Origin of the sequence: Dietzia sp. Die43 (assembly GCF_024519835.1) — a bacterium.
In the GTDB taxonomy this organism is placed as follows: Bacteria; Actinomycetota; Actinomycetes; order Mycobacteriales; family Mycobacteriaceae; genus Dietzia; species Dietzia kunjamensis.
Map to the genome: position 1 here is coordinate 22,903 of NZ_JALJRF010000010.1, position 20,094 is coordinate 42,996.

20 protein-coding genes are annotated in these 20,094 nt (G+C 71.7%); 7 read left to right on the forward strand and 13 right to left on the reverse strand.

All coding sequences use genetic code 11. The features are described 5' to 3' along the window. Positions 1 to 7 precede the first annotated feature (7 nt). Positions 8 to 2,116, reverse strand: a complete 2,109-nt coding sequence (locus NR111_RS09890; protein WP_256820677.1) for a M3 family metallopeptidase — start codon at positions 2,114 to 2,116, stop codon at positions 8 to 10. A 59-nt stretch (positions 2,117 to 2,175) separates the two neighbouring features. Next, the gene (locus tag NR111_RS09895) at positions 2,176 to 2,997 is read right to left on the reverse strand and encodes a TSUP family transporter (RefSeq protein ID WP_154830427.1); all 822 of its coding nucleotides are present in this window, start codon (positions 2,995 to 2,997) and stop codon (positions 2,176 to 2,178) included. A 26-nt stretch (positions 2,998 to 3,023) separates the two neighbouring features. On the opposite strand from NR111_RS09895, the gene NR111_RS09900 reads away from it, so the two are divergent. Further along, positions 3,024 to 3,536, forward strand: a complete 513-nt coding sequence (locus tag NR111_RS09900) for a CGNR zinc finger domain-containing protein (protein WP_120286292.1) — start codon at positions 3,024 to 3,026, stop codon at positions 3,534 to 3,536. Between the two features lie 22 nt (positions 3,537 to 3,558). Here NR111_RS09900 and lepA read toward each other — a convergent pair whose 3' ends face one another. Both lepA and NR111_RS09910 read right to left on the reverse strand, forming a co-directional pair. Beyond that, positions 3,559 to 5,418, reverse strand: a complete 1,860-nt coding sequence (gene lepA, locus NR111_RS09905; protein ID WP_132061991.1) for a translation elongation factor 4 — start codon at positions 5,416 to 5,418, stop codon at positions 3,559 to 3,561. A 57-nt stretch (positions 5,419 to 5,475) separates the two neighbouring features. Further along, complete coding sequence (locus tag NR111_RS09910; protein WP_256820683.1) at positions 5,476 to 6,201, reverse strand: EthD domain-containing protein; 726 nt, start codon at positions 6,199 to 6,201, stop codon at positions 5,476 to 5,478. Between the two features lie 32 nt (positions 6,202 to 6,233). Between NR111_RS09910 and NR111_RS09915 the strand changes: the two genes are divergently transcribed. Beyond that, positions 6,234 to 6,782 (forward strand): type II toxin-antitoxin system PemK/MazF family toxin, encoded by a 549-nt coding sequence (locus NR111_RS09915; RefSeq protein WP_069389692.1) that lies wholly within the window; start codon positions 6,234 to 6,236, stop codon positions 6,780 to 6,782. Here the strand turns inward: NR111_RS09915 and NR111_RS09920 are convergent. Further along, positions 6,767 to 7,558, reverse strand: a complete 792-nt coding sequence (locus NR111_RS09920) for a helix-turn-helix domain-containing protein (protein WP_256820684.1) — start codon at positions 7,556 to 7,558, stop codon at positions 6,767 to 6,769. The genes NR111_RS09915 and NR111_RS09920 overlap by 16 nt on opposite strands. A 97-nt stretch (positions 7,559 to 7,655) precedes the next feature. On the opposite strand from NR111_RS09920, the gene NR111_RS09925 reads away from it, so the two are divergent. Further along, the gene (locus NR111_RS09925) at positions 7,656 to 8,156 is read left to right on the forward strand and encodes a glyoxalase/bleomycin resistance/extradiol dioxygenase family protein (protein ID WP_256820744.1); all 501 of its coding nucleotides are present in this window, start codon (positions 7,656 to 7,658) and stop codon (positions 8,154 to 8,156) included. 171 nt (positions 8,157 to 8,327) lie between these two features. Further along, complete coding sequence (rpsT, locus tag NR111_RS09930) at positions 8,328 to 8,588, forward strand: 30S ribosomal protein S20 (RefSeq protein ID WP_067719663.1); 261 nt, start codon at positions 8,328 to 8,330, stop codon at positions 8,586 to 8,588. Between the two features lie 203 nt (positions 8,589 to 8,791). On the opposite strand, the gene holA is transcribed toward rpsT, so the two are convergent. Beyond that, positions 8,792 to 9,769, reverse strand: coding sequence for a DNA polymerase III subunit delta (gene holA / locus NR111_RS09935; RefSeq protein WP_067719666.1), 978 nt, complete (start codon positions 9,767 to 9,769; stop codon positions 8,792 to 8,794). A gap of 212 nt (positions 9,770 to 9,981) precedes the next feature. On the opposite strand from holA, the gene NR111_RS09940 reads away from it, so the two are divergent. The 3 genes from NR111_RS09940 to NR111_RS09950 all read left to right on the forward strand — a co-directional run bounded on the left by NR111_RS09940 (position 9,982) and on the right by NR111_RS09950 (position 13,351). Next, positions 9,982 to 10,905 (forward strand): SDR family oxidoreductase, encoded by a 924-nt coding sequence (locus NR111_RS09940; RefSeq protein WP_256820685.1) that lies wholly within the window; start codon positions 9,982 to 9,984, stop codon positions 10,903 to 10,905. Between the two features lie 100 nt (positions 10,906 to 11,005). Beyond that, positions 11,006 to 11,563 (forward strand): NTP transferase domain-containing protein, encoded by a 558-nt coding sequence (locus tag NR111_RS09945; protein WP_067719671.1) that lies wholly within the window; start codon positions 11,006 to 11,008, stop codon positions 11,561 to 11,563. A 132-nt stretch (positions 11,564 to 11,695) separates the two neighbouring features. After that, positions 11,696 to 13,351, forward strand: a complete 1,656-nt coding sequence (locus tag NR111_RS09950; RefSeq protein ID WP_256820686.1) for a RecQ family ATP-dependent DNA helicase — start codon at positions 11,696 to 11,698, stop codon at positions 13,349 to 13,351. Here NR111_RS09950 and NR111_RS09955 read toward each other — a convergent pair. The 7 genes from NR111_RS09955 to NR111_RS09985 form a co-directional block, all read right to left on the reverse strand. Next, a complete protein-coding gene (locus NR111_RS09955; RefSeq protein ID WP_256820687.1) occupies positions 13,338 to 14,783 on the reverse strand; it encodes a ComEC/Rec2 family competence protein in 1,446 nt (481 codons plus the stop codon). The two genes, NR111_RS09950 and NR111_RS09955, sit on opposite strands and share 14 nt — an antisense overlap. Next, positions 14,780 to 15,850, reverse strand: coding sequence for a ComEA family DNA-binding protein (locus tag NR111_RS09960; protein WP_256820688.1), 1,071 nt, complete (start codon positions 15,848 to 15,850; stop codon positions 14,780 to 14,782). Before NR111_RS09960 ends, NR111_RS09955 begins: the two co-directional genes overlap by 4 nt. A gap of 50 nt (positions 15,851 to 15,900) precedes the next feature. After that, positions 15,901 to 16,731: a DegV family protein gene (locus NR111_RS09965; protein WP_256820689.1), complete on the reverse strand. Its 831-nt coding sequence runs from the start codon at positions 16,729 to 16,731 to the stop codon at positions 15,901 to 15,903. Next, the gene (locus NR111_RS09970; protein ID WP_256820690.1) at positions 16,728 to 17,426 is read right to left on the reverse strand and encodes a histidine phosphatase family protein; all 699 of its coding nucleotides are present in this window, start codon (positions 17,424 to 17,426) and stop codon (positions 16,728 to 16,730) included. Before NR111_RS09970 ends, NR111_RS09965 begins: the two co-directional genes overlap by 4 nt. An 8-nt stretch (positions 17,427 to 17,434) precedes the next feature. After that, positions 17,435 to 17,878, reverse strand: coding sequence for a ribosome silencing factor (gene rsfS, locus NR111_RS09975; RefSeq protein ID WP_120286302.1), 444 nt, complete (start codon positions 17,876 to 17,878; stop codon positions 17,435 to 17,437). After that, on the reverse strand, positions 17,875 to 18,591 hold the full coding sequence (nadD, locus tag NR111_RS09980) for a nicotinate-nucleotide adenylyltransferase (RefSeq protein WP_256820691.1): 717 nt from the start codon (positions 18,589 to 18,591) through the stop codon (positions 17,875 to 17,877). Before nadD ends, rsfS begins: the two co-directional genes overlap by 4 nt. A 65-nt stretch (positions 18,592 to 18,656) precedes the next feature. Beyond that, positions 18,657 to 20,087, reverse strand: a complete 1,431-nt coding sequence (locus NR111_RS09985; protein WP_256820692.1) for a VWA domain-containing protein — start codon at positions 20,085 to 20,087, stop codon at positions 18,657 to 18,659. Between the last annotated feature and the right edge of the window lie 7 nt (positions 20,088 to 20,094).

A 20,094-nucleotide genomic window follows, 5' to 3' on the forward strand; every position in this document is an offset into this window, starting at 1 on the left:
CCCGATCCTACGACCGCCCGGCGGTGGCGGCCCCGTGGCCTCCCACCACCGAGGAGTCGAGCCCACGCCGACGCAGCAGCGCGGCGGTGCTCGGCTCCGACCCCCGCATGCGGCGGTAGGCGTCGAGGAAGTCGATGGCCCCGCCCCGCGACAGCACCTCGCGCCGCATCCGCTCGCCCGAGGACCGCGTCAGGCCCCCGCTCTCGACGAACCACTCGGTGGCGTCGGCGTCGAGCACCTCGGCCCAGAAGTAGGAGTAGTACGCGGCGGAGTACCCGCCCGCGAAGATGTGCTGGAAGTACCGGGACCGGTAACGCGGCTCGATGCCGGGGACGTCGAGACCTGCCTCGGCGAGGACCCGGGCCTCGAACTCGTCGACGTCGGTGACGGCGTCGGCCTCCTCCGGCGACAGGGAGTGCCAGGCCAGGTCGAGCAGTGCCGCTCCGAGGTACTCCACGGTCGCCTGCCCCTCACCGAAGCGCTCGGCCTCCCGCATCCGCTCGACGAGGTCCTCGGCGATCGGTGCCCCCGTCTCCACGTGCCGGGCGTAGTGCGCGAGCATCTCCGGTCGACGCGCCCACATCTCGTTGACCTGGGAGGGGAACTCGACGAAGTCCCGGGGCACGGAGGTGCCGGAGAACACCGGGTACTCCACGTCCGACAGCAGCCCGTGCAGGGCGTGCCCGAACTCGTGGAACATCGTGGTGACCTCGTCCATCGTGAGCAGCGTGGGCTGCCCCACCGCGGGACGGGCCAGGTTCATGACGTTGACGACGACGGGCCGCGAATCCAGGAGCCGGGACTGGTCGCGGAACGAGCTCATCCACGCACCCCCGCGCTTGGTCGGGCGGGCGTAGTAGTCCAACAGCAGGAGACCCACGCCGGCGTCGGGCTCGGCCCGCTCGTCGTCGAACACCTCGATGACCCGGACGTCGGGGAGGAAACCGCGCAGGTCGTTCCGCTCGGCGAAGCGCAGCCCGTACAGCTCGGATGCCGCGTGCATCACCCCGTCACGCAGCACCCGCTCGAGCTCGAAGTAGGGACGGACGGTCGCGTCGTCGACCTGGAACCGCTCGGCCCGCAGCCGCTCGGACGCCCAGGCCCAGTCGGCCGGGTTCAGGTCACGGTCGTCGCCGCCGAGCAGGTCCTTGGCCTCGTTGCGGGCGTTGGTCACCGCCGCGTCGACCACGTCGAGCAGCAGCCCGCGAGCCGCCTCGGGCGATCCGGCGGTCTCCACCGCGAGGACATGCTCCGCGTGGCATCCCAGACCGAGCAGCCGCGCCCGCTCGGCGCGTAGGCGGACGATCTCCAGCACGACCGGGGTGTTGTCGTGGCCCGGCGTCGCGCCCCGACCGAGTGAGGCCTCCATGACGCGGTGTCGCAGACCGGCGTCGTCCAACAGGGCGCTGATCGGCTGCACGGTGGGAAGCCCCAGTGGAATCAGCCACCCCTCTCGCCCCGACTCGGCGGCGACCGCGGCGAGCGTGGACCGCATGGAGTCCGACAGTCCCGCGAGTTCGGCCTCATCGGTGACCGGGACGGCCAGTTCCGTGGTCGAGGCCAGCAGGTTCTCGCCGAACTCGGTGGTCAACTCGGCCAGCCTGGTGTCGATGGCGGTGAGTCGGGCCCGGCCGGCTTCGTCGAGGGCGGCGCCCGCGCGCAGCAGGTCGCGGTGGTGGCGGCGCACGAGCCGCTCCGTCTCGTCGTCGACCTCCAACTCCCCCGCCTCCAGCGCGGAGAGCACCGCGTCCACCCGGCCGAACAGGACCGGGTTGGTCATCACCGCGGAATGGTGCGCGGCCAGCAGCGGCGAGACGACCCGGTCCACGTCGAGGCGCGCCTTGGTGGCGTCCGGGCCGAGCAGGCCGTAGAACACCGAGAGCACCCGGTCCAGGGCCAGGCCCGAGCGCTCGAGCGCGACCACGGTGTTGTCCACGGTCGCCGACTCCGGGTTGGCGACGATCGCGGCGACCTCGGCCGCGTGGTCGTCGATCGCGGTCCGGATGGCCGGCTCCAGATCCTCCTCCCGGATGGCGGCGAAGTCCGGCAGGCCGTACGGCAACGGCGACTCGTCGAGCAGCGGATGACGGGAGGCCTCGGGGGTCGGAAGGGTCATGTGCGGGAGTCTACGTCCGCCGGCGGTCGCGTCGGCGCCCGCCGCGGCGGGCCCCGGGGTCACAGCCACTGCGTGGCGGTCTCCCAGGCCAGTCTCACCGCCAGGATGCTGATGACCACGAGGAACACGGTGCGGATGAACTCGTTGCCGTGCCGCATCGCCATCCGCGCCCCGAGGAACCCGCCGGCCAGGTTGGCCAGCGCCATGCACCCACCGATGATCCACAGCAGTTCACCGTGGAGGCCGAACACCAGGATCGAGGCGATGTTCGTGGTGAGATTGGCGAGCTTGGCCGCCACGGTGCCCTGGAGGAACCCGAACCCCAGGAACGCGACGATCGCGATGACGAAGAACGACCCCGTCCCCGGGCCGAGCACCCCGTCGTAGAACCCGATCACCCCACCGATGAGCGCCGAGCGCCACGTCCGCGACCAGCCGGTGTGCCGTTCCTCGTGGACCCGCCCCATGGTCGGCGTGAAGTAGGTGTAGGCGCCCACCGCCACGACGGCCACCAGGACGATCGGCGTGAGGAGCTCCTTGGGGATGAACCGGGCCACCGAGGACCCGGCCGCGGATCCCGCGAAAGCCGCCACCACCAGTGGGAGCACCATCGCCACCGGCACACGGATCTTCCGGAGATAAGTCAGGGTCGCGACCAGGGTGCCGGCGACCGAAGACAATTTGTTGGTGCCGAGGATCTCCGGCGTCGAGGCCTCCGCCGGCAGTGCGATCACCAGCGCCGGCAGCTGGATGAGCCCTCCCCCGCCGACCACCGAGTCCACCCACCCGGCGACGAACGCCGCCAGGACGAGCGCGGCGAGCACCCAGACGGACACACCGAGTGCGGGGAACGCGGCGACGGCCGCGAACGATGAGGGCATGCCGATCACTGTGCTGTAATCGGTTTGTGTATATCAACCCTTACGGGGCCGATCCGGTCACCCTGGCCGCCGACCTGGCCAATCGCCGCCCCCGCACCACCCGCGAACTGGTGGACCGCTGTCGCGAGGCGGGGGTGACCATCGATCGGAGCGCCTCGGACGCGGACCTGGACGAGGTCGACACCTTCCTGGACGCGTGGCTCGTCGTCGTCGACACCACTGCGCCGCACGGGCGCGCCGACGCCCTCAACGCCCTCCTGGCCGAGCACTCGGCACCGCCGCGCCTGACCGACCACGACGGCCACTGGCACGTGCACTACCGCGCCGACGACGTCTCCTTCGCGCGCCTGCTCACCGCCATGTTCGCGGTGGGCACCGCACTGCACCTGACCTCGCGGGGCATCGACCGGCTCGCGCGGTGCGCCGCCGACGATTGCGACGCCGTCTTCGCCGACACCACCCGCAACGGACGCAAGACCTACTGCTCGACGCGGTGCACCAACCGGTGCGCCGTCCGCCGACACCGCGCGCGGACCTGAGTCACGCGCACGGTGCGGGGACCTACTTCTTGTCCGCGCTCGAATCCGCCGACAGTGCCGCGACGAAGGCCTCCTGCGGCACGTCCACCCGCCCGATGGACTTCATCCGCTTCTTGCCCTCCTTCTGCTTCTCCAGCAGCTTGCGCTTACGGCTGATATCGCCGCCGTAGCACTTGGAGAGCACGTCCTTGCGGATCGCGCGGATGTTCTCGCGGGAGATGATCTTCGCGCCGATCGCCGCCTGGATCGGCACCTCGTACTGCTGACGCGGGATGAGCTCCTTGAGCTTGCCCGTCATCTTGTTGCCGTAGGCCTGGGCGTAGTCGCGGTGCACGATCGCGCTGAACGCGTCCACGGCCTCACCCTGCAGCAGGATGTCGACCTTGACCAGATCGGAGACCTGCTCGCCGGCCTCCTCATAGTCCATCGACGCGTAGCCCTTGGTGCGGGACTTGAGCGAGTCGAAGAAGTCGAAGATGATCTCGCCCATCGGCATGACGTACCGGAGCTCGACGCGGGTCTCGGACAGGTAGTCCATGCCCTTCATCTCGCCGCGCTTGGACTGGCACAGCTCCATGACGGTGCCCACGTACTCGCTGGGCACGATGATCGTGCACTTGACGATCGGCTCGTAGATCTCGCGGTGCTTGCCCTCGGGCCAGTACGACGGGTTGGTGACCTGATGCTCGCTGCCGTCCTCCGCGACCACCCGGTACACCACGTTCGGGGCGGTGGAGATGAGGTCGAGGTTGAACTCGCGCTCCAGCCGGTCCCGGGTGATCTCCATGTGCAGCAGTCCGAGGAAGCCGCAGCGGAAGCCGAACCCGAGCGCGACCGAGGTCTCCGGCTCGTAGTCCAGCGAGGCGTCGTTGAGCTGGAGCTTGTCCAGGGCGTCGCGCAGGACCGGGTAGTCGGACCCGTCGATCGGGTACAGCCCGGAGAAGACCATCGGGTTGGGCTCGGCGTACCCCGCGAGCGGCTCCTCCGCCCCGCCGCGGGCGGTGGTGATGGTGTCGCCGACCTTGGACTGGCGGACGTCCTTGACGCCGGTGATGAGATAACCGACCTCGCCGGGCCCGAGCCCCTTCGTCGCTTTGGGCTCCGGCGAGATGATGCCGACCTCGAGCGCCTCGTGGGTGCTGCCCGTGGACATCATCCTGACCTTCTCGCGCGGGTTGAGCGAGCCGTCGAACACCCGGACGTAGGTGACCACACCGCGGTAGGTGTCGTACACCGAGTCGAAGATCATCGCGCGGGCCGGCGCGTCCGGATCACCCACGGGCGCCGGGATCCGCTCGCACACCCTGTCCAGCAGCGCCTCGACGCCCATGCCCGTCTTGCCGGAGACCCGCAGCACGTCGTCCGGCTCGCACCCGACGATGTGGGAGATCTCCTCGGCGAACCGGTCCGGGTCCGCCGCCGGCAGGTCGATCTTGTTGAGCACCGGGATGATCTCGAGGTCGTTCTCCATGGCCAGGTAGAGGTTGGCCAGCGTCTGGGCCTCGATGCCCTGCGCGGCGTCGACCAGCAGGATCGCACCCTCGCACGCCTCGAGCGCGCGGGAGACCTCGTAGGTGAAGTCCACGTGGCCCGGGGTGTCGATCATGTGCAGGACGATCTCCTCGCCCTGGTGGGGGCCGGACCGCGGCACCCACGGCAGGCGGACGTTCTGCGCCTTGATGGTGATGCCGCGCTCGCGCTCGATGTCCATCCGGTCGAGGTACTGGGCGCGCATGAGCCGCTCCTCGACCACGCCGGTGAGTTGCAGCATGCGGTCGGCGAGCGTCGACTTGCCGTGGTCGATGTGGGCGATGATGCAGAAGTTCCTGATCCTGGCGGGATCGGTGAACGTCGTCTCTGCGAAGTTGGGAATCTCGATCACTCCTCGGGCGGGCCCGGGCGTGGCTGGGTGCGGTCCGACCGGGCGATCACCCCATTGTCACACGCCCGCGCCGGGAACTCCCATCACGTACCGCCCTGTGGGGACGGCGTCCACCGTGCCGTCGTCGAGGAACCGTCCGGTCGAGGCGGTCATGGCCTCGATGTTGGCCGCCATGCGCGCGTCGTCACCGCCGGCGTCGAAGAACACCCCGAGGTCCTTCGCGGCCTCGATGGGGAAGACCTCCTCCACGATCCCGTCGATCACCGGTGCGTCGGCGGTCAACGCGCGGACCACCACGTGCTGGGTGTAGGCGGTGGTGGACTGGGTGTCGATCGCGACCTGCGTGTGCTCCTCGAGCCAGGTGCGCAGCCACTCCTCCCGGCCGATGCGCTCCGGCCGCCGCAGGAACGCCAGGTTGGCCATCCCCTCGCACCGGCCGTCCGGCCCCGGTCCGGCCGCGGGCAGCGGCTCGGAGGCGGTGACCGACCAGGCCGACACCGGCCCCAGCTCGCGCAGTGCCTCCATCAGGTCGGCGCACGCGGAAGCCGAGGCGACCGGCACGCGGGCGCGCAGCGCCGCCAGCACCGGCCGCGGCGTGACCCGGACGTCGATCATCGCGCCCGAGACCGCCTCGTCGCGCACGTTGAGCAGGTACTCGTCCACCCCGAGGGCGGCCAGCGGCCCCTCGACGGCGTCCGCGATCCGTGCCCGCAGGCCCGCGGCGTCCGCAGGATCCACCGGGACGTCGTCGTCCGCCCACACCACTGCCAACAGCATGTCCATGTCGAGATCATAGGGCGGTTACGCTGACGCCCATGGCTATCGACTGGGCCCGGGTGGGTCGAACGGCGGTCCGCGTGGGCCGCAGGTATGGACCGACCGTCGCGCGCGAGGTACGCAGGCGGCTGGACGACCGTGGGGTCTCCCCCGCCCTGTCCCCGGAGGTCGGCGGCGGGGGACGGCCCGCCACCACCGGCACCGCCCCCACCTCGAGCCGGGCCCGCAGGATCGCCTACGCGCCCGACCTCGACGGCCACGCCGACCCCGGCGAGATCGTGTGGACCTGGGTCGAGTTCGAGGAGAACGACGGTCGCGGCAAGGACCGTCCGGTCCTGGTGGTGGGTCGGGACGGGGACCGTCTGCTCGGCCTCCAGCTCTCATCGCAGCACTCCAGGGACGACGACGAGGGGTGGCTCGGGCTCGGATCGGGCCCCTGGGACCCCGAGGGCCGACCGAGCTGGGTACGCCTCGACCGCGTGCTGGACGTTCCCGAACAAGGCATCCGTCGCGAGGGCGCGATCTGCCCGCGGCCGAGGTTCGAGGCTGTCGCCGATCGGCTCCGCGCCGACTACGGCTGGCGCTGACGTCGATAGTCGCGGGCCGAGAGCCCGAGCGTGGACCGGAAATCGGCCGCCAGGTGCGACTGGTCGGCGTACCCGAGTTCCGCGGCCACGCGCGCGACGGTCAGCCCGGGGTCCTCACGCAGGCGCAGGGCCGCCTCCTGCAGCCGGTAGCGCCGGATGATCCGGAGCGGTGACAACCCGACGTACTGCTTGGACAGTCGCTGCAGTGCCCTGGTGGACATGCCCATCTCGCGGGCCAGCTGCCCGACCCCGACGATCGCCGGATCCGACTCGACTATCCCGATCATCCGATCGGCGAGCACCGCCCCCTCGGGGATCGGCTCCCCCCAGCGCGCGTCGATCCCGGCCAGCCACGCGGACATCACGCGCGCGGCAGACCCGCTGTCGCCCGCGGCCATCAACTCGGCGACCCCGGTCGCCAGGGCGGGATCGGGGAAATCGACCTCCTCGTCCACGATCTCCGCAGGAGCGGACCCGAGCGCAGCCGACCCCGCCGCCCGGAGCAGTACCCCGAACGCCCAGCCCCGACCCGTCAGATCCCGGCCGGAGGCGGCGGTCGTGGGCCCGGACAGGGTGATCCCGTCAGGTCCGACGACGAGGTTCGATGCGGGGAACGGCAGCAGCGACTGCGTGGACACCAGTCCGTCGGGCAGGTCCCACTGCGCTATCCAGTACCACCGGGCGAGGTGGGCCGACCCGGCCTGCACCTCACGCCGATGGAACCTCGGGAGCGCGTCGGGGAAGAGGAGGCCGCGCGCGTCGTCGAGATCACCCATCCCGTGCCCCGATCCGTCGGTCGACTCCTGTCGCGAATCTACAAGTCGCCGCCGGGATCGCGCTCCTAACGTCATCCCCGTGACCACATCGAACGGAATGACCACATCGAACGGACCGGCCGGCGCGACCGGCGAGCACACGACCGACGGCATCCCGCACGGACGGACCAGCCTGACCCCGTTCCTGGCGCTGCACGACCCGGCCGGGGCACTCCGCTTCTACGCCGAGGCGTTCGGAGCGCGGATCTGCGGGGTGACCGAGATGGGCGGGACCGTCGTCCACGCCGAACTCGACTTCGGCCACGGGCGCCTGCAACTCGGCGCCGTCAACCCCTCGTACCGTCTCGTCCCCCTGCCCGATGGCGACGACGACTGTTACTCCCTGGGTCTCTACTGCAGCGACGTCGACGATGTCGTCACCAGGGCCGTGGCCCTGGGCGCCACCATCCGCGAGGAGACCGCTACGTTCGTCTCCGGGGATCGCTACGCGTCTCTTCGGGACCCATTCGGCGTGCGGTGGTCCGTGATGACCCGCGTCGAGGATCTCTCCGACACGGACAGCGACCGCCGGGTGGCGGACTGGGCGGCGTCGCAGTAGCGGCGGAGGCGTCGTCGCACGTTTTGGCCGGTGACACCCCCGCTGGTAAAGTGGGCCGTCGGTGTCCACCGGAGCACGTTGTGCACGTGTCCGCGCGGACGAGACGACAAGACATCCGATCGGCGGGATCCCCTCGTGGAGCCGTCGACACACGACAAAAAGGTGTGACGAGTGGCCAACATCAAGTCCCAGATCAAGCGGAACCTCACCAACGAGCGCAACCGCCTCCGCAACCAGTCGACCAAGTCGGGCCTGCGTACCGCCATCCGCAGCCTGCGTGAGGCCACCGCGGCCGGTGACAAGGAGAAGGCCGGCGCCCTGCTCGTCGCCACCTCCCGTCAGCTCGACAAGGCCGCCAGCAAGGGTGTCATCCACCCGAACCAGGCCGCCAACAAGAAGTCGGCGCTCACCAAGGCTGTCAACAGCCTCTGAGCACCCCGGTCCCTCCCCTGACCGGGAGGCACCCAGCCCCACGTCTGCTCGCCTGACGTGACGAGGCTCCGAGGGCCCACCCCGCACCACGTGCGTGAGGTGGGCCCTCGTCGTATGGGTGGCTGTCGTGTGTGGGGCCTGCGTGTGAGTGGCCGACGTGTCCCCGATGCGGGTCCGCTCACGTCCCCGCTGTGCGGGCCCGGTCAGCCGGCGGACGCGAGCGTTCCGACCGCGCGGACGGCGCGCTCGAGGGCGTAGGACGTGTCCTCCGCCCCGCCCTTGACCTCGCCGTTGAGGGTGGCGACGACCTGCAGCGCGCTGCCCAGGGTCTCGATGGACCAGTACCGGGTCTGGGCGGTGACCTTCTTGACCTTCCACGGCGGCAGGCCCTGCCGGGCCAGGTCGGCCGGCGGCACGCCCCGCTGGGTACCGACCAGGGCGATGGAGTTCACCGCGTCGGCCAGGGCATCCGCGAGCACGACATGCGGGACGCCGGTGTGCATGGCCCACTCGAGTGCCTCGATCGCGCCGGCCACGTCCCCCGTGACCGCGCGTTCGGCCACGGTGAACCCGCTGACCCCCACGACCCCCGAGTGGTAGCGCCGCACCGCCTCCACGTCGACCTTGCCGCCGGTGTCGGCCACGAGCTGCCCGCACGCCGACGCCAACTGCCGCAGGTCCGTGCCCACCGCCTCCACCAGGGCCTCGCAGGCCTCGGGCGCGACCCTCACGTCGAGTGTCCGGAACTCGGACCGGACGAAGCCGACCACGTCCATGTGCCGGGTGAGCTTGCCGGCCGCGTGTTCCTCGGCCCCCGCCTTGCGCAGGTCCGCCACCAGGGCCTTGGCGCGGCCGCCACCGGTGTGCTGGACGACCAGAACCGTCTCGGGGGGCAGATCACGGGCCGCGCCGAGCACCGCGGACTGGGCGTCCTTGCCGAGCTCCGCCGCGCCGGTGATCACCACGATGCGGGCTTCACCGAACAGGGACGGCGAGAGCAGTTCGAACAGCTGCGGGGCGGTGACCTCGGGCCCACCGAGCCTCGAGACCACCGGCGGGTCCTGCCCGGCCGGGGTCGTCGCACGCACCGTCGAGACGACGCCCGTGGTGGCGCGTTCGGTGAGGAACTCGTCCTCGCCCAGCACCAGGTGCAACACAGCCGGTGCGGACCCCGGTGCCATCTGCGCTCCTCGTCGTCGTCGTTGTTGGTGTCGTCGTTGTCGTCTATCCCAGTCATCGTGCCACGCCGCGCCGACAGGCCCGCACCACCACCGCGCCCGACCGGTCGACCCCGCCCGCTCCCGCACGTATTTTCGGGGCCACGAGCCAATCCGACCGCGACGCCGACGCGAAGCGCCACCATGCGCGGTGTCCGGGCATCGAAGGGAACGACATGAGCGAGAACCAGGACGCCGACACCGAGACGACCGACCAGCTGACGTTCCAGAACCCGGCGAACCGCTACCCCTCCATCGAACCGCCGGTCCAGCACCAGGACGAGCCGGGATTGGACGCCGACCTCGAGCCCAAGGCCGACCTCGGCGAGCACTCCTACCGCGGGACCGGTCGGCTCACCGGCCGCAGGGCGCTCATCACCGGCGGCGACTCCGGCATCGGGGCCGCGGTGGCGATCGCCTTCGCCCGCGAGGGTGCCGACGTGGCCATCCACCACCTGCCCGACGAGGAACCCGACGCCCGCGCCGTCGCCGAGATCATCGAACGCGAGGGCCGCACCGCCGCGCTCATCCCCGGCGACCTCACCGACCGCGCGTTCTGCGAGAGCCTCGCCGACACCGCCGTCGAGCGGCTCGGAGGCCTCGACATCCTCGTCAACAACGCCGGCAAGCAGGTGGTCTCACCCGCGCTCGAAGACCTGCCCGACGAGCAGCTCACCGACACCTTCGAGGTCAACATCGTGGGGATGTTCCGGGTGACCAGGGCCGCGTTGCGCCACCTGGAGCCCGGGTCCACGATCATCAACACGACCTCCGTGGTCGCCTACATGGCGCCGCCGAACCTGCTGGACTACGCGTCCACCAAGGCCGCGATCAACAGCTTCACCAAGGGGCTGGCCCAGCAGCTCGCCCCCAAGGGCATCCGGGTGAACGCCGTGGCACCCGGCCCCATCTGGACACCTCTACAGGTGTCGGACGGGCAACCCAAGGACGAGCTGCCCGAGTTCGGGCACTCCACCCCGCTCGGCCGTGCCGGGCAGCCCACCGAGTTGGCACCCGCCTACGTGTTCCTCGCCTCGCCCGAGTCCAGCTACGTGATCGGCGAGACGCTCGCGGTGACCGGCGGCATGCCGACGCCCTAGCCGTCGGGGATACTGGACACGTGGATCTGCTGCTCGAGGTCGTGTGCCGTCGGCGCCGGGACGGTGGGCCCGGTACCGGCCTCGACGCGTCCGCGCCCCGATGACCGGCCTGGTCCTGGCAGCGGGCGCCGGCAGACGGTTCGGTGGCCCCAAGGCCCTCGTCGACTTCCGCGGTGTCCGCCTGGTGGACCGCGCGGTGTCCCTTCTCCACGCGGGCGGTTGCGACCGGGTTGTGGTGGTCAGCGGCGCGGTCGAGCTGGAGGTGCCCGGCGCCGAGGTGGCGCACAACCCGGACTGGCCCACCGGCATGGGCTCCTCCTTGCGCGTCGGGCTCACCGCGGTCGGGGACGAGGACGTGGTGGTGGTCCCCGTCGACATGCCGTGGCTGGGACCGGAGTCGGTCCGCCGGGTCCTCGCCGCCGAGGCGTCACTGGCGGTCGCCACCTACGGCGGGACCCGTGCGCACCCGGTCCTCCTCGGTGCGCCACACCTCCCCGGGATCATCGCCACGGCGGCCGGAGACGCGGGCGCCCGTCACTACCTGCGGGCACACCCCCACCTCGTGACCGAGGTGCCGTGCGACGACACCGGGTCACCGCGCGACATCGACCACCCCGGCGACCTGGATGCCCCCGACGGCCCACCCCGGGACGGTTGAGCGGCCGGTGGGTGCGAGCACGACCAGCCGGGGGCGCGTCCGGTGGGACCACCCCGCCTGGTGCGCTTACGCTCGACGATCCGGGACCATCCCACCGCGGGCAGCCCGACCGCGACTCGAGAGGACGCACACGTGACGACGACCCGGGCCGAGGCCACCGATCCCCACGAGGTGGCGCGCCGCGTCTTCGGCTGGGACGACCTGCGCCCGCTGCAGGCCGAGGCGATCGAGGCGGCGGTGGGTGGTCGCGACGTGCTGGCGGTGCTGCCCACCGGCTACGGCAAATCGGCCATCTACCAGCTCGCCGGGATCATGGCGGACGGGCCGTGTGTGGTGGTCTCTCCGCTCATCGCGTTGCAGAGCGACCAGTGCGAGGGGCTGAACTCGATGGCGGACTCCGCGCCCACCCGGTCGCTGGCGATCAATTCCTCGATGGGCGTGCGACAGCAGGCGGAGGCCTGGGACGAGGTCGTCGCGGGGCGCGTCCACTTCGTGTTCCTCACCCCCGAGCAGCTGGCCAAACGCGAGGTCCTCGAACGGATCCGTGCGGCCGGGCCGAGCTTCCTCGTGGTCGACGAGGCGCACTGCGTCTCCGCCTGGGGCCACGACTTCCGGCCCGACTACCTGCGGCTGGACGCCGCCCGCCACCGGATGGGGTCCCCCACCGTCATCGCGCTCACCGCCACCGCCTCGACCCCGGTCCGCGAGGAGATCGTCGACCGACTCGCCATGACCGACGCCCTGGTGCTGGCCGGCGGGTTCGACCGGTCGGAGCTGCACCTCGCGGTGAGAAGGCACGTCGAGGACGACGGCAAAAAGGACGCGGTCGTGGAGCGGGCCGTCGAACTCGCCGGCCCCGGCCTGGTCTACACCGCCACCCGCCGGTCCACCGAGGAGTACGCCGAGCGGATCGCCGCACGAGCGGCCGACTCGGATCGCCCGCTGAGGGTCCGTGCCTACCACGCCGGCCAGAAGTCGGCCGACCGGGAGGAGACGCTGGGCGCCTTCCTCGACGGTGGCCTCGACGTGGTGGTGGCGACGAGTGCGTTCGGGATGGGGATCGACAAGGAGGACGTGCGGTTCGTCCTGCACGCCGACATCCCCGACTCACTCGACACGTACTACCAGGAGGCGGGACGGGCCGGACGCGACCGCGAGCCGGCGACGATCGAACTCCACTACCGCAGCGAGGACCTCGGCCTGCGCAGCTTCTTCTCGTCGCACAGTGCCGACGAGGAGGTCATCCGCGCGGTCATCAAGCACCTGCGTCGCGCCGACGGCCCGGTACGGCTGACCCGGTTGAAGAAGTCCCTCGACTTCGGCCCGAGGCGTGTCACGGGCGCGGTCAATCTGCTCGAGGCAGCGGCCCTCGTCGAGTCCGGCCGGAAAGGGCTGGAACTCGTCGAGGACGTGCGGCCCAAGGAGGCGGTCCGGCGGGCCGAGGAGACCTCGGAGATGTTCGAGCGGATCGATCGCTCGCGGATCGGGATGATGCGCGGATACGCCGAGACCGACGGGTGCCGGCGCCAGTTCCTGCTCGGCTACTTCGGCGAGGAGCTCGCGGACCCGTGCGAGAACTGCGACACCTGCGACGCCGGCACCGCGGTCGACCTCACCCACGACGCTGCGGACTTCCCCCTGCAGTCCGCGGTCGTGCACCGCGAGTGGGGATCCGGGATCGTCATGAGCGTCGACGACGACCGGCTCACCGTGTTCTTCGAGGAACAGGGCTACCGAACGCTGTCGCTCGACCTGGTGCGCGACCAGGAGCTTCTCACCCGGGCATGACGGGTGGCGAGCCCGGCAGCCCGGCAGCGATGTCGGCGACGGTCTCGAGCCACCACAGTGCGGGGGCGCAGGCCGCGGCGAGCAGGACCGCACCGCCCTCCCACACCGGACCGAGCGTGGCCGCCGCCGTACCGAGCACGGTGATTAACGGGACGGCCGGAGCGACGGCGATGTTCGCTGGCAGGGCCCACGGCCCCTGACCCAGCCCCGAGGCCACGAGCACCGGAAGCGTCGCCAGGTGGGCGACGACGCAGACCGCCAGGATGTCGGCGACCGGGCCGGGCATCCACGGTCGACGGATCCGCAGGGCCACCGGCCTCGCGGCCAGTACGAGAGCGGCGGTCGCGGTGACGGACAGGACGAAGCCCGTCCCGGTGGCGGTGGCGGGATCGAGGAGGGCGACGACGAGGACCACCGCCGCCAGGGCGGCCAGCGGGCGGCCGGTGCGGTGGGCGCCCAGCGCCGCCAGACCGATGGCCCCGGTGCCGGCGGCCCGCAGAACGGCCGGCTCCGGGCCGACCACGGCCACGAACCCGCCCAGGGCGAGTCCTGCCGCCACGATCCGCCCGCGTCGCCCCACCCCGAGGGCCGCCGCGGCGAGCAGGACCGCCCCCACGACGTAGGCGGTGTTGGCGCCCGAGACCGCCGCGAGATGCGCCAGCCCCGCCGCTCGGAACTCGTCCCGGGTCCGGGCGGAGACTCCTCCCTCGTCGCCCAGGACGAAGGAGGGGAGCAGCCCGGCGGCCTCTCCCTCGAGTGCGCGGCCGGAGACCTGCCGGAGCCGCTCCCGCACCGCCGCCGGGATCCGTCCGGACCATCCGGGTGGGCCCGTCACGCGGGGCGGGGACAGCGCCCGGAGTGCAGGTGGTTCTCCCGCGGATCGCGGCTCCACCACCGCCACCGATGCCTCCACCCGGGTCCCCGGCGGGAGCCCCCGCCAGCCGTCGCGGGCCAGCAGCACCACGTCGAGTTCGGCCTCGCGCGCCGAGCTCCCCGACCCGGTGGACTCCACCCGGACCGGCACCATCACCCCGCCGCCGCGGATCGGCCGGTCGAACCCGGTCACCACCGCCTGTACCCCTGTCCGCGCGCCCACCAGATCGTTCAGCGGGTGCGCGGACAGGGCGTGCACCCGGGCGGCCTGTACCCCCGCCGCGACCGCGCCCGTCGCGCACACCACCGCGAGGACGCCCAGCGCGGCGCGGTCGAGTCGCTCACGCACCCCGTGCCCGGAACCGGTCGACCCGCCGACGGACCACAGCGCGGCGACCACCGCGGTCGCCGCCAGCACCACCGCGACGGCGGCGGCGAGAGCCGGGCGGACACCGCCTGTTGCGGCCGTGGCCGCGAACACGGCGAGCGTCGGCACGACCAGCCGCAGATCCCGCGCCGAAGGGATCCGGCGCCGTGACGTGTCGACCGGGTCGCTCACACCGTGACCAGCGGCCGGAGCCGTGCCAGGGTCGCCGGCCCGATACCGTCGACCTCCACCAGCTGGTCGACGCTGGTAAACGACCCGTTCGCGGCCCGCCACGCCAGGATCGACGACGCGGTCACCGGCCCCACGCCGGGCAACGACTCGAGCGCCGCTGCGTCGGCGGTGTTGAGATCAACCAGACCCCCGCCTGTTCCCGGATCCGGTGTGCCGCCCGCTGGCGCGCCGGTCCCCGCCGTTCCCGGCCCCGCACCAGAACCCGGCCCCGGGCCGGGGCCCGGTCCGATGATGTCGCTGCGCGGACCTCTCGGTCCGTCCGGGCCGGGGGCCGACCCGACGAGGATCTGTTCGCCGTCGGAGACCTTGCGCGCCAGGTTGAGCCCGTCCCGGTCCCCGCCTTCCAGGACACCTCCCGCGCTGTCGAGCGCGTCGGCGACGCGCGCGCCGGGCGCGAGGGTGACCAGTCCGCTGCGGCCGACCAGCCCGACGACGGAGACGACGAGCGGTTCCCCGGCGGTACCCGCTTCCCCGCTCCCCGACCCCGGGGACGGCGGGGCGGGCCGGGTCGAGGCGCCGCCCTCGTCAGTGGCCGCGTCGGCGGGATCGGCGGGATCGGCGTCAGGCTCCCCCACCTGCGCCAACGGGAGGTCGGGCACCGCAGGCCCCTCGGGGACGGACGAGATCAGACGGTGCACGGAGAACGCGCCGAGACCCAGCACGAGCATCACCAGGGCGATCCCGGCGAGCCGGTCGGGCGCCCACCGGATGCGACCCCACCACGGCGGGTCGGCCCAGGCGGCCGCATCCGGGTACTGCGGCGGGATCCGCTCCGGCCGGTCACCTGCGGGGTCGAGGTCGGCCCACGGCACCGCGGCCGGCCGGCCGGGCCCACCACCGGTTGCCGGAGGGGCGTCGCCCGGGGCCGGACGTTGATCGACCGCGGCAGGACGGTCGGCGTCCGGCGGCGAGAGTGCGCTGGCGAGTCGGTGCAGGGCGGCCGCCCGCGCAGGGTCCCGGTGGGAGTCGACGGGGCCGCCGGATCGTGCCGGGGTCTCGGTTCGCATGGCGCGAAGCTAGCCCGGCACATCCCCCGCGGTGGCCCCGATCGCGGCCGTCAGTCCGCCGGCTGTGGAGAGGGGGGAAGGATGGGGAATTCGGTGTCGACCAGGTCCGTCACCGAGACACCCACTGTTCCCGGCCCCAGGTGCCAGGCGAGGACCTCGTCGAATTCGACGATCATGACCCGCTCCGGGAACTGGGTCTCCTTGCGGATCTCGGTGGCCATCTCCTCTGCCCGCTCGCGCGCCTGGTGGTGGTGGACCACCACCAGCACGTCACCGCGCGCCACGTCGTCGCGCAGCAGGGATCGCAGTCGCGCATGCGCCTTGGTGGTGGTGCGGGCCTTGGCCGCCAGGTCCACCGATCCGTTGCGCAGCACGATCACCGGGCGCATGGCCAGGGCGCTACCGAAGAGCGCGGCGAGCGCACTGATCCGGCCGCCTCTGCGCAGACTCTCGAGTGACTCCAGTGCGGCGTACGTCGAGGCTCCCCGGCAGAGCCGCTCGGCGAGTTCGTAGGTCGCGGACAGACCGAGCCCGTTTCCCGCCGCCCACGCGCACTGCGCGACGGCGGCCCCGAACGCCATGCCCGCTCCGCGGGAGTCCGAGACCAGCACCCGGCCCCCGAATCTGGTCGCGGCGTCGGCCGCCGACTGCCAGGTACGCGAAAGCTCGCGGGACAGGTGCACCGACACCACCCCTGTGCAGTCGGGATCCGCGAGCAGTTCCTCGTAGATCTCCGCCAGTTCGTCGGGCGTGACCGCGGCCGTGGACACCGCGCGGTCGTTCTCCTCCACGACGTGCAGACCCACCACCGTGATGCCGAACTCGCGGACCCACTCGGCCGGCAGGTCGGCACTCGAGTCGGTGACCAGGCGGATCGTCATGACGAGCCCACCGGGGGCGTGATGCCGGCGTTCCACTGGTCCAGGCGCCACAGGACACCTCGGGCGGCCTCGGTGGTGGGGCCGACCTCGGGCTCGGGAAGCTGCGCGGCCGTGCCCTCGGGGCGGACATGCGCCGACAGCTGCACCCAGCAGGTGTTGCCGAGTCCGTTGAACACCGAGTACTGCTCCACCGGCAGCTCGAGCAGCGACGCGGTCAGGGCCGCTATCGCGCCGCCGTGGGCGACGATCACGGCGGGGTGCTCGCTCCAGTCGGGCGACGCCTCGACCAATTCGTCGACGACCTCTCGGGTCCGCCGCGCCACGTCCAGACGGCTCTCGCCCTCCGGCGGTGACCACCGGGGACTGCTGCGCCACCGGACCCGGGCGTCGGGCCACTGCCCGTCGACCTCCGAGTGGCTCATGCCCTGCCACGTGCCCAGGTGCGTCTCCCGCAGCCGCGGGTCGGTGCGGACGTCCAATCCCACCTCGGTGGCCAACGCCTTCGCCGTCTCGTGCGCCCGCTGCAGGTCCGAGGACAGGATCGTCCACGGGCGACGCGGTGCCAGCACGCGGCCGACGGCGTGGGCCTGCCGCTCACCCAGCTCACTGAGCTCGGTGTCCAGCTGTCCCTGCATCCGCAACGAGGCGTTGTAGTGCGTCTGGCCGTGACGCAGGAGGATGAGACGTCGGGTCACCGGGTGGTTCAGAGCTCCTGATCCCGCTGTGGCTCCTCCGGCGCGAGCGAGTCGTCGGCGTTGCCGGCGTCGTCAGCGGACCGTCGCGACGTCTCGACGCCCTCGATCTCGACGACCGGGCAGTCCTTCCACAGGCGGTCGAGCGAGTAGTAGTCGCGCTCGTCGACGTGCTGGACGTGCACGACCAGCTCGTTGTAGTCGAGCAGCGCCCACCGGCCCTCACGGGTGCCCTCACGACGCAGCGGCTTGTGGCCGGCCTCGCGCAGCTTGTCCTCGATCTCGTCGACGACGGAGTTGACCTGCCGCTCCGTGTCGGCGGACGCCAGGACGAAACAGTCGGTGATGATGAGCTGGCCGGAGACGTCGATGACGACGATGTCGGTCGCCAGTTTGTCGTCGGCGGCGCGGGCCGCGATGGCGGCCATCTCAAGGGCCTCGGGGCTTGCGGTCACTGGGGATTCTCCTCGGGGTGGGGTTCGGTGGGGACGGGCACCCGGTGTACCGGGGCCGTCGCTGCGGGGGTGCCGTCCAGGCGGGTCGAGCCCTCGGGCCGGTAGAGATTGCGTTTCGCGATGTACTGCACGACACCGTCCGGCACGAGATACCACACGGGCGCGTCCTCGGCCGCCCGGCGGCGGCACTCCGTGGACGAGATGGCCAGCGCGGGGATCTCGAGCAGGTGGACCCGCCCGTCCCGGATCTCGGTGAGGTGCGTGTCGGACAGTTCGAACCCGGGCCGGGAGACCCCGACGAACGTGGCGAAGTCGAACATCTCCTCCCACCCGCGCCACGTGAGGATCTTCTCCAGCGCGTCGGCGCCCGTGATGAAGTACAGATCGGTGTCCGGGTGCTGGCGCAGCAGGTCCTTGAGCGTATCGAGCGTGTAGGTCGGCCCGTCGCGGTCGATGTCGACGCGACTCACCGAGAATCGCGGGTTGGAGGCCGTGGCGATGACCGTCATCAGGTACCGGTCCTCGGCCGGGGACACCTCCCGGCCCCGTTTCTGCCACGGCTCGCCGGTGGGGACGAACACCACGTCGTCGAGACCGAACCGGTGGGCGACCTCGCTGGCCGCGACGAGGTGACCGTGATGGATGGGGTCGAAGGTCCCGCCCATCACTCCGATACGGCGTCGAGCGCCGTCGGTGGTCCCCGTCGTGGTCATGGTCGGTGAGTCTATCGGTCGGGGGTGGCGCCCAGTCGTCTGCCGCGCCCCGCCGCCGCGATCACTCACACGGGGAGCAGGCTCGCGACGACCGTCGTGAGCTGTTCGACGTTTCGGCACTCGTGCATGGGGACGTACTGGGAGTACAGCCTGGCGGCCGAATCGCCGGTCCCCCACTGCCGCTTGGGCTCCGGGTTGAGCCAGTGGGTGTGTCCGACCCGCTCGCTGACGAACTCGAGTGCCTCGACGGACGGATCCCGGTAGTTGTTGCGGCCGTCCCCCAGGATGAGCAGCGACCCCGTCCTGGTCAGGGTGTGGGCGTACCGGTCCGCGAAGCCCGCCAGCGCGTGACCGTAGTCGGAGTGACCGTCATAGGTGACGATCTCGGCCTCGCGGACCATCCGGCTCATCGCGGAGCCGAGGTCCGACCCGGTCTCGAAGAACGAGGTCACCTCGTCGGTGGTGTCGACGAACGCGAACACCCGCACCCGGGAGAACTGCTCACGGAGCGAGTGCACCAACTGGAGGGTGAAGTGGCTGAACCCGGCCACCGAGCCGGACACGTCGCACAACACGACCAGCTCCGGCCGTGCCGGGCGGGGCTTGCGCAGCACCAGTTCCACGGGGACGCCGCCGGTGGACATGGACCGACGCATGGTCTTGCGCATGTCGATCGCACCGTGCCGGTGACGACGTCGGCGGGCCGCCAGGCGGCTGCCCAGCTGCCTGGCCAGCGGACCCACCCTGCGGCGCAGTGCCTGCAGGTCCTGGTCGTTGGCCCGCAGGAAGTCGACCTGTTCGGCCGCGGGCCCCACCGCGTACTGTGCGACGCGGTCGCGGCCCACGGTCTCGGCGGTACGGCGGCGGGTCTCGTCGGCGACCTCCCGCAGGAAGCCGCGGACCAGGTCGGCGGCCGAGTTGGCGGCCGCCGTCTTCTCGGCGTGCCGCTGGGAACCGTCCGGGTCGAAGGGGTCGGCGCCGAGCAGCCCGTCCAGGATCCGCTGCATGATCGAGTTGGTGTCGAGCGGGCTCAGTGCCTGGTAGGCGGAGTAGCGCGGTCCGTTCACCGAGTCGTATGACCCGAGCTGCTCGACCAGGAGTTCCGCCAACGCCCGGGCCTTGGCCCGCGACTCCTCGGTGTCCTCGAGCAGGAGCGACGCGATGAGCTCGTTCAGTGCGTCCGGATCCACCTTACCGTCGTCGTCGGTCGGGATCTCCACCTCGAGCGTCACCGCGTCGCCCGCGGTGTGGGACCCCACGGCGGCCGGGAACCACAGGTCGAAGAGCTGGTCGAATACCCCACGGTGCGTGGACTTGTGCAGGATCGTCGAGGCCAGCGCCTCGCGCAGCGCGGCGCGGTCGAGCAGGTCGACGTGCACCATCGCCGCGGCGGCGTCCACGGCCTCGCTCGGGCCGACGGGGATGCCCTTGCGGCGCAGTGCGTCGACGAAGTCGACGAGGTGACCGGACATCCCGCCCGGGGCCCTCTCGGTCATTCCACCC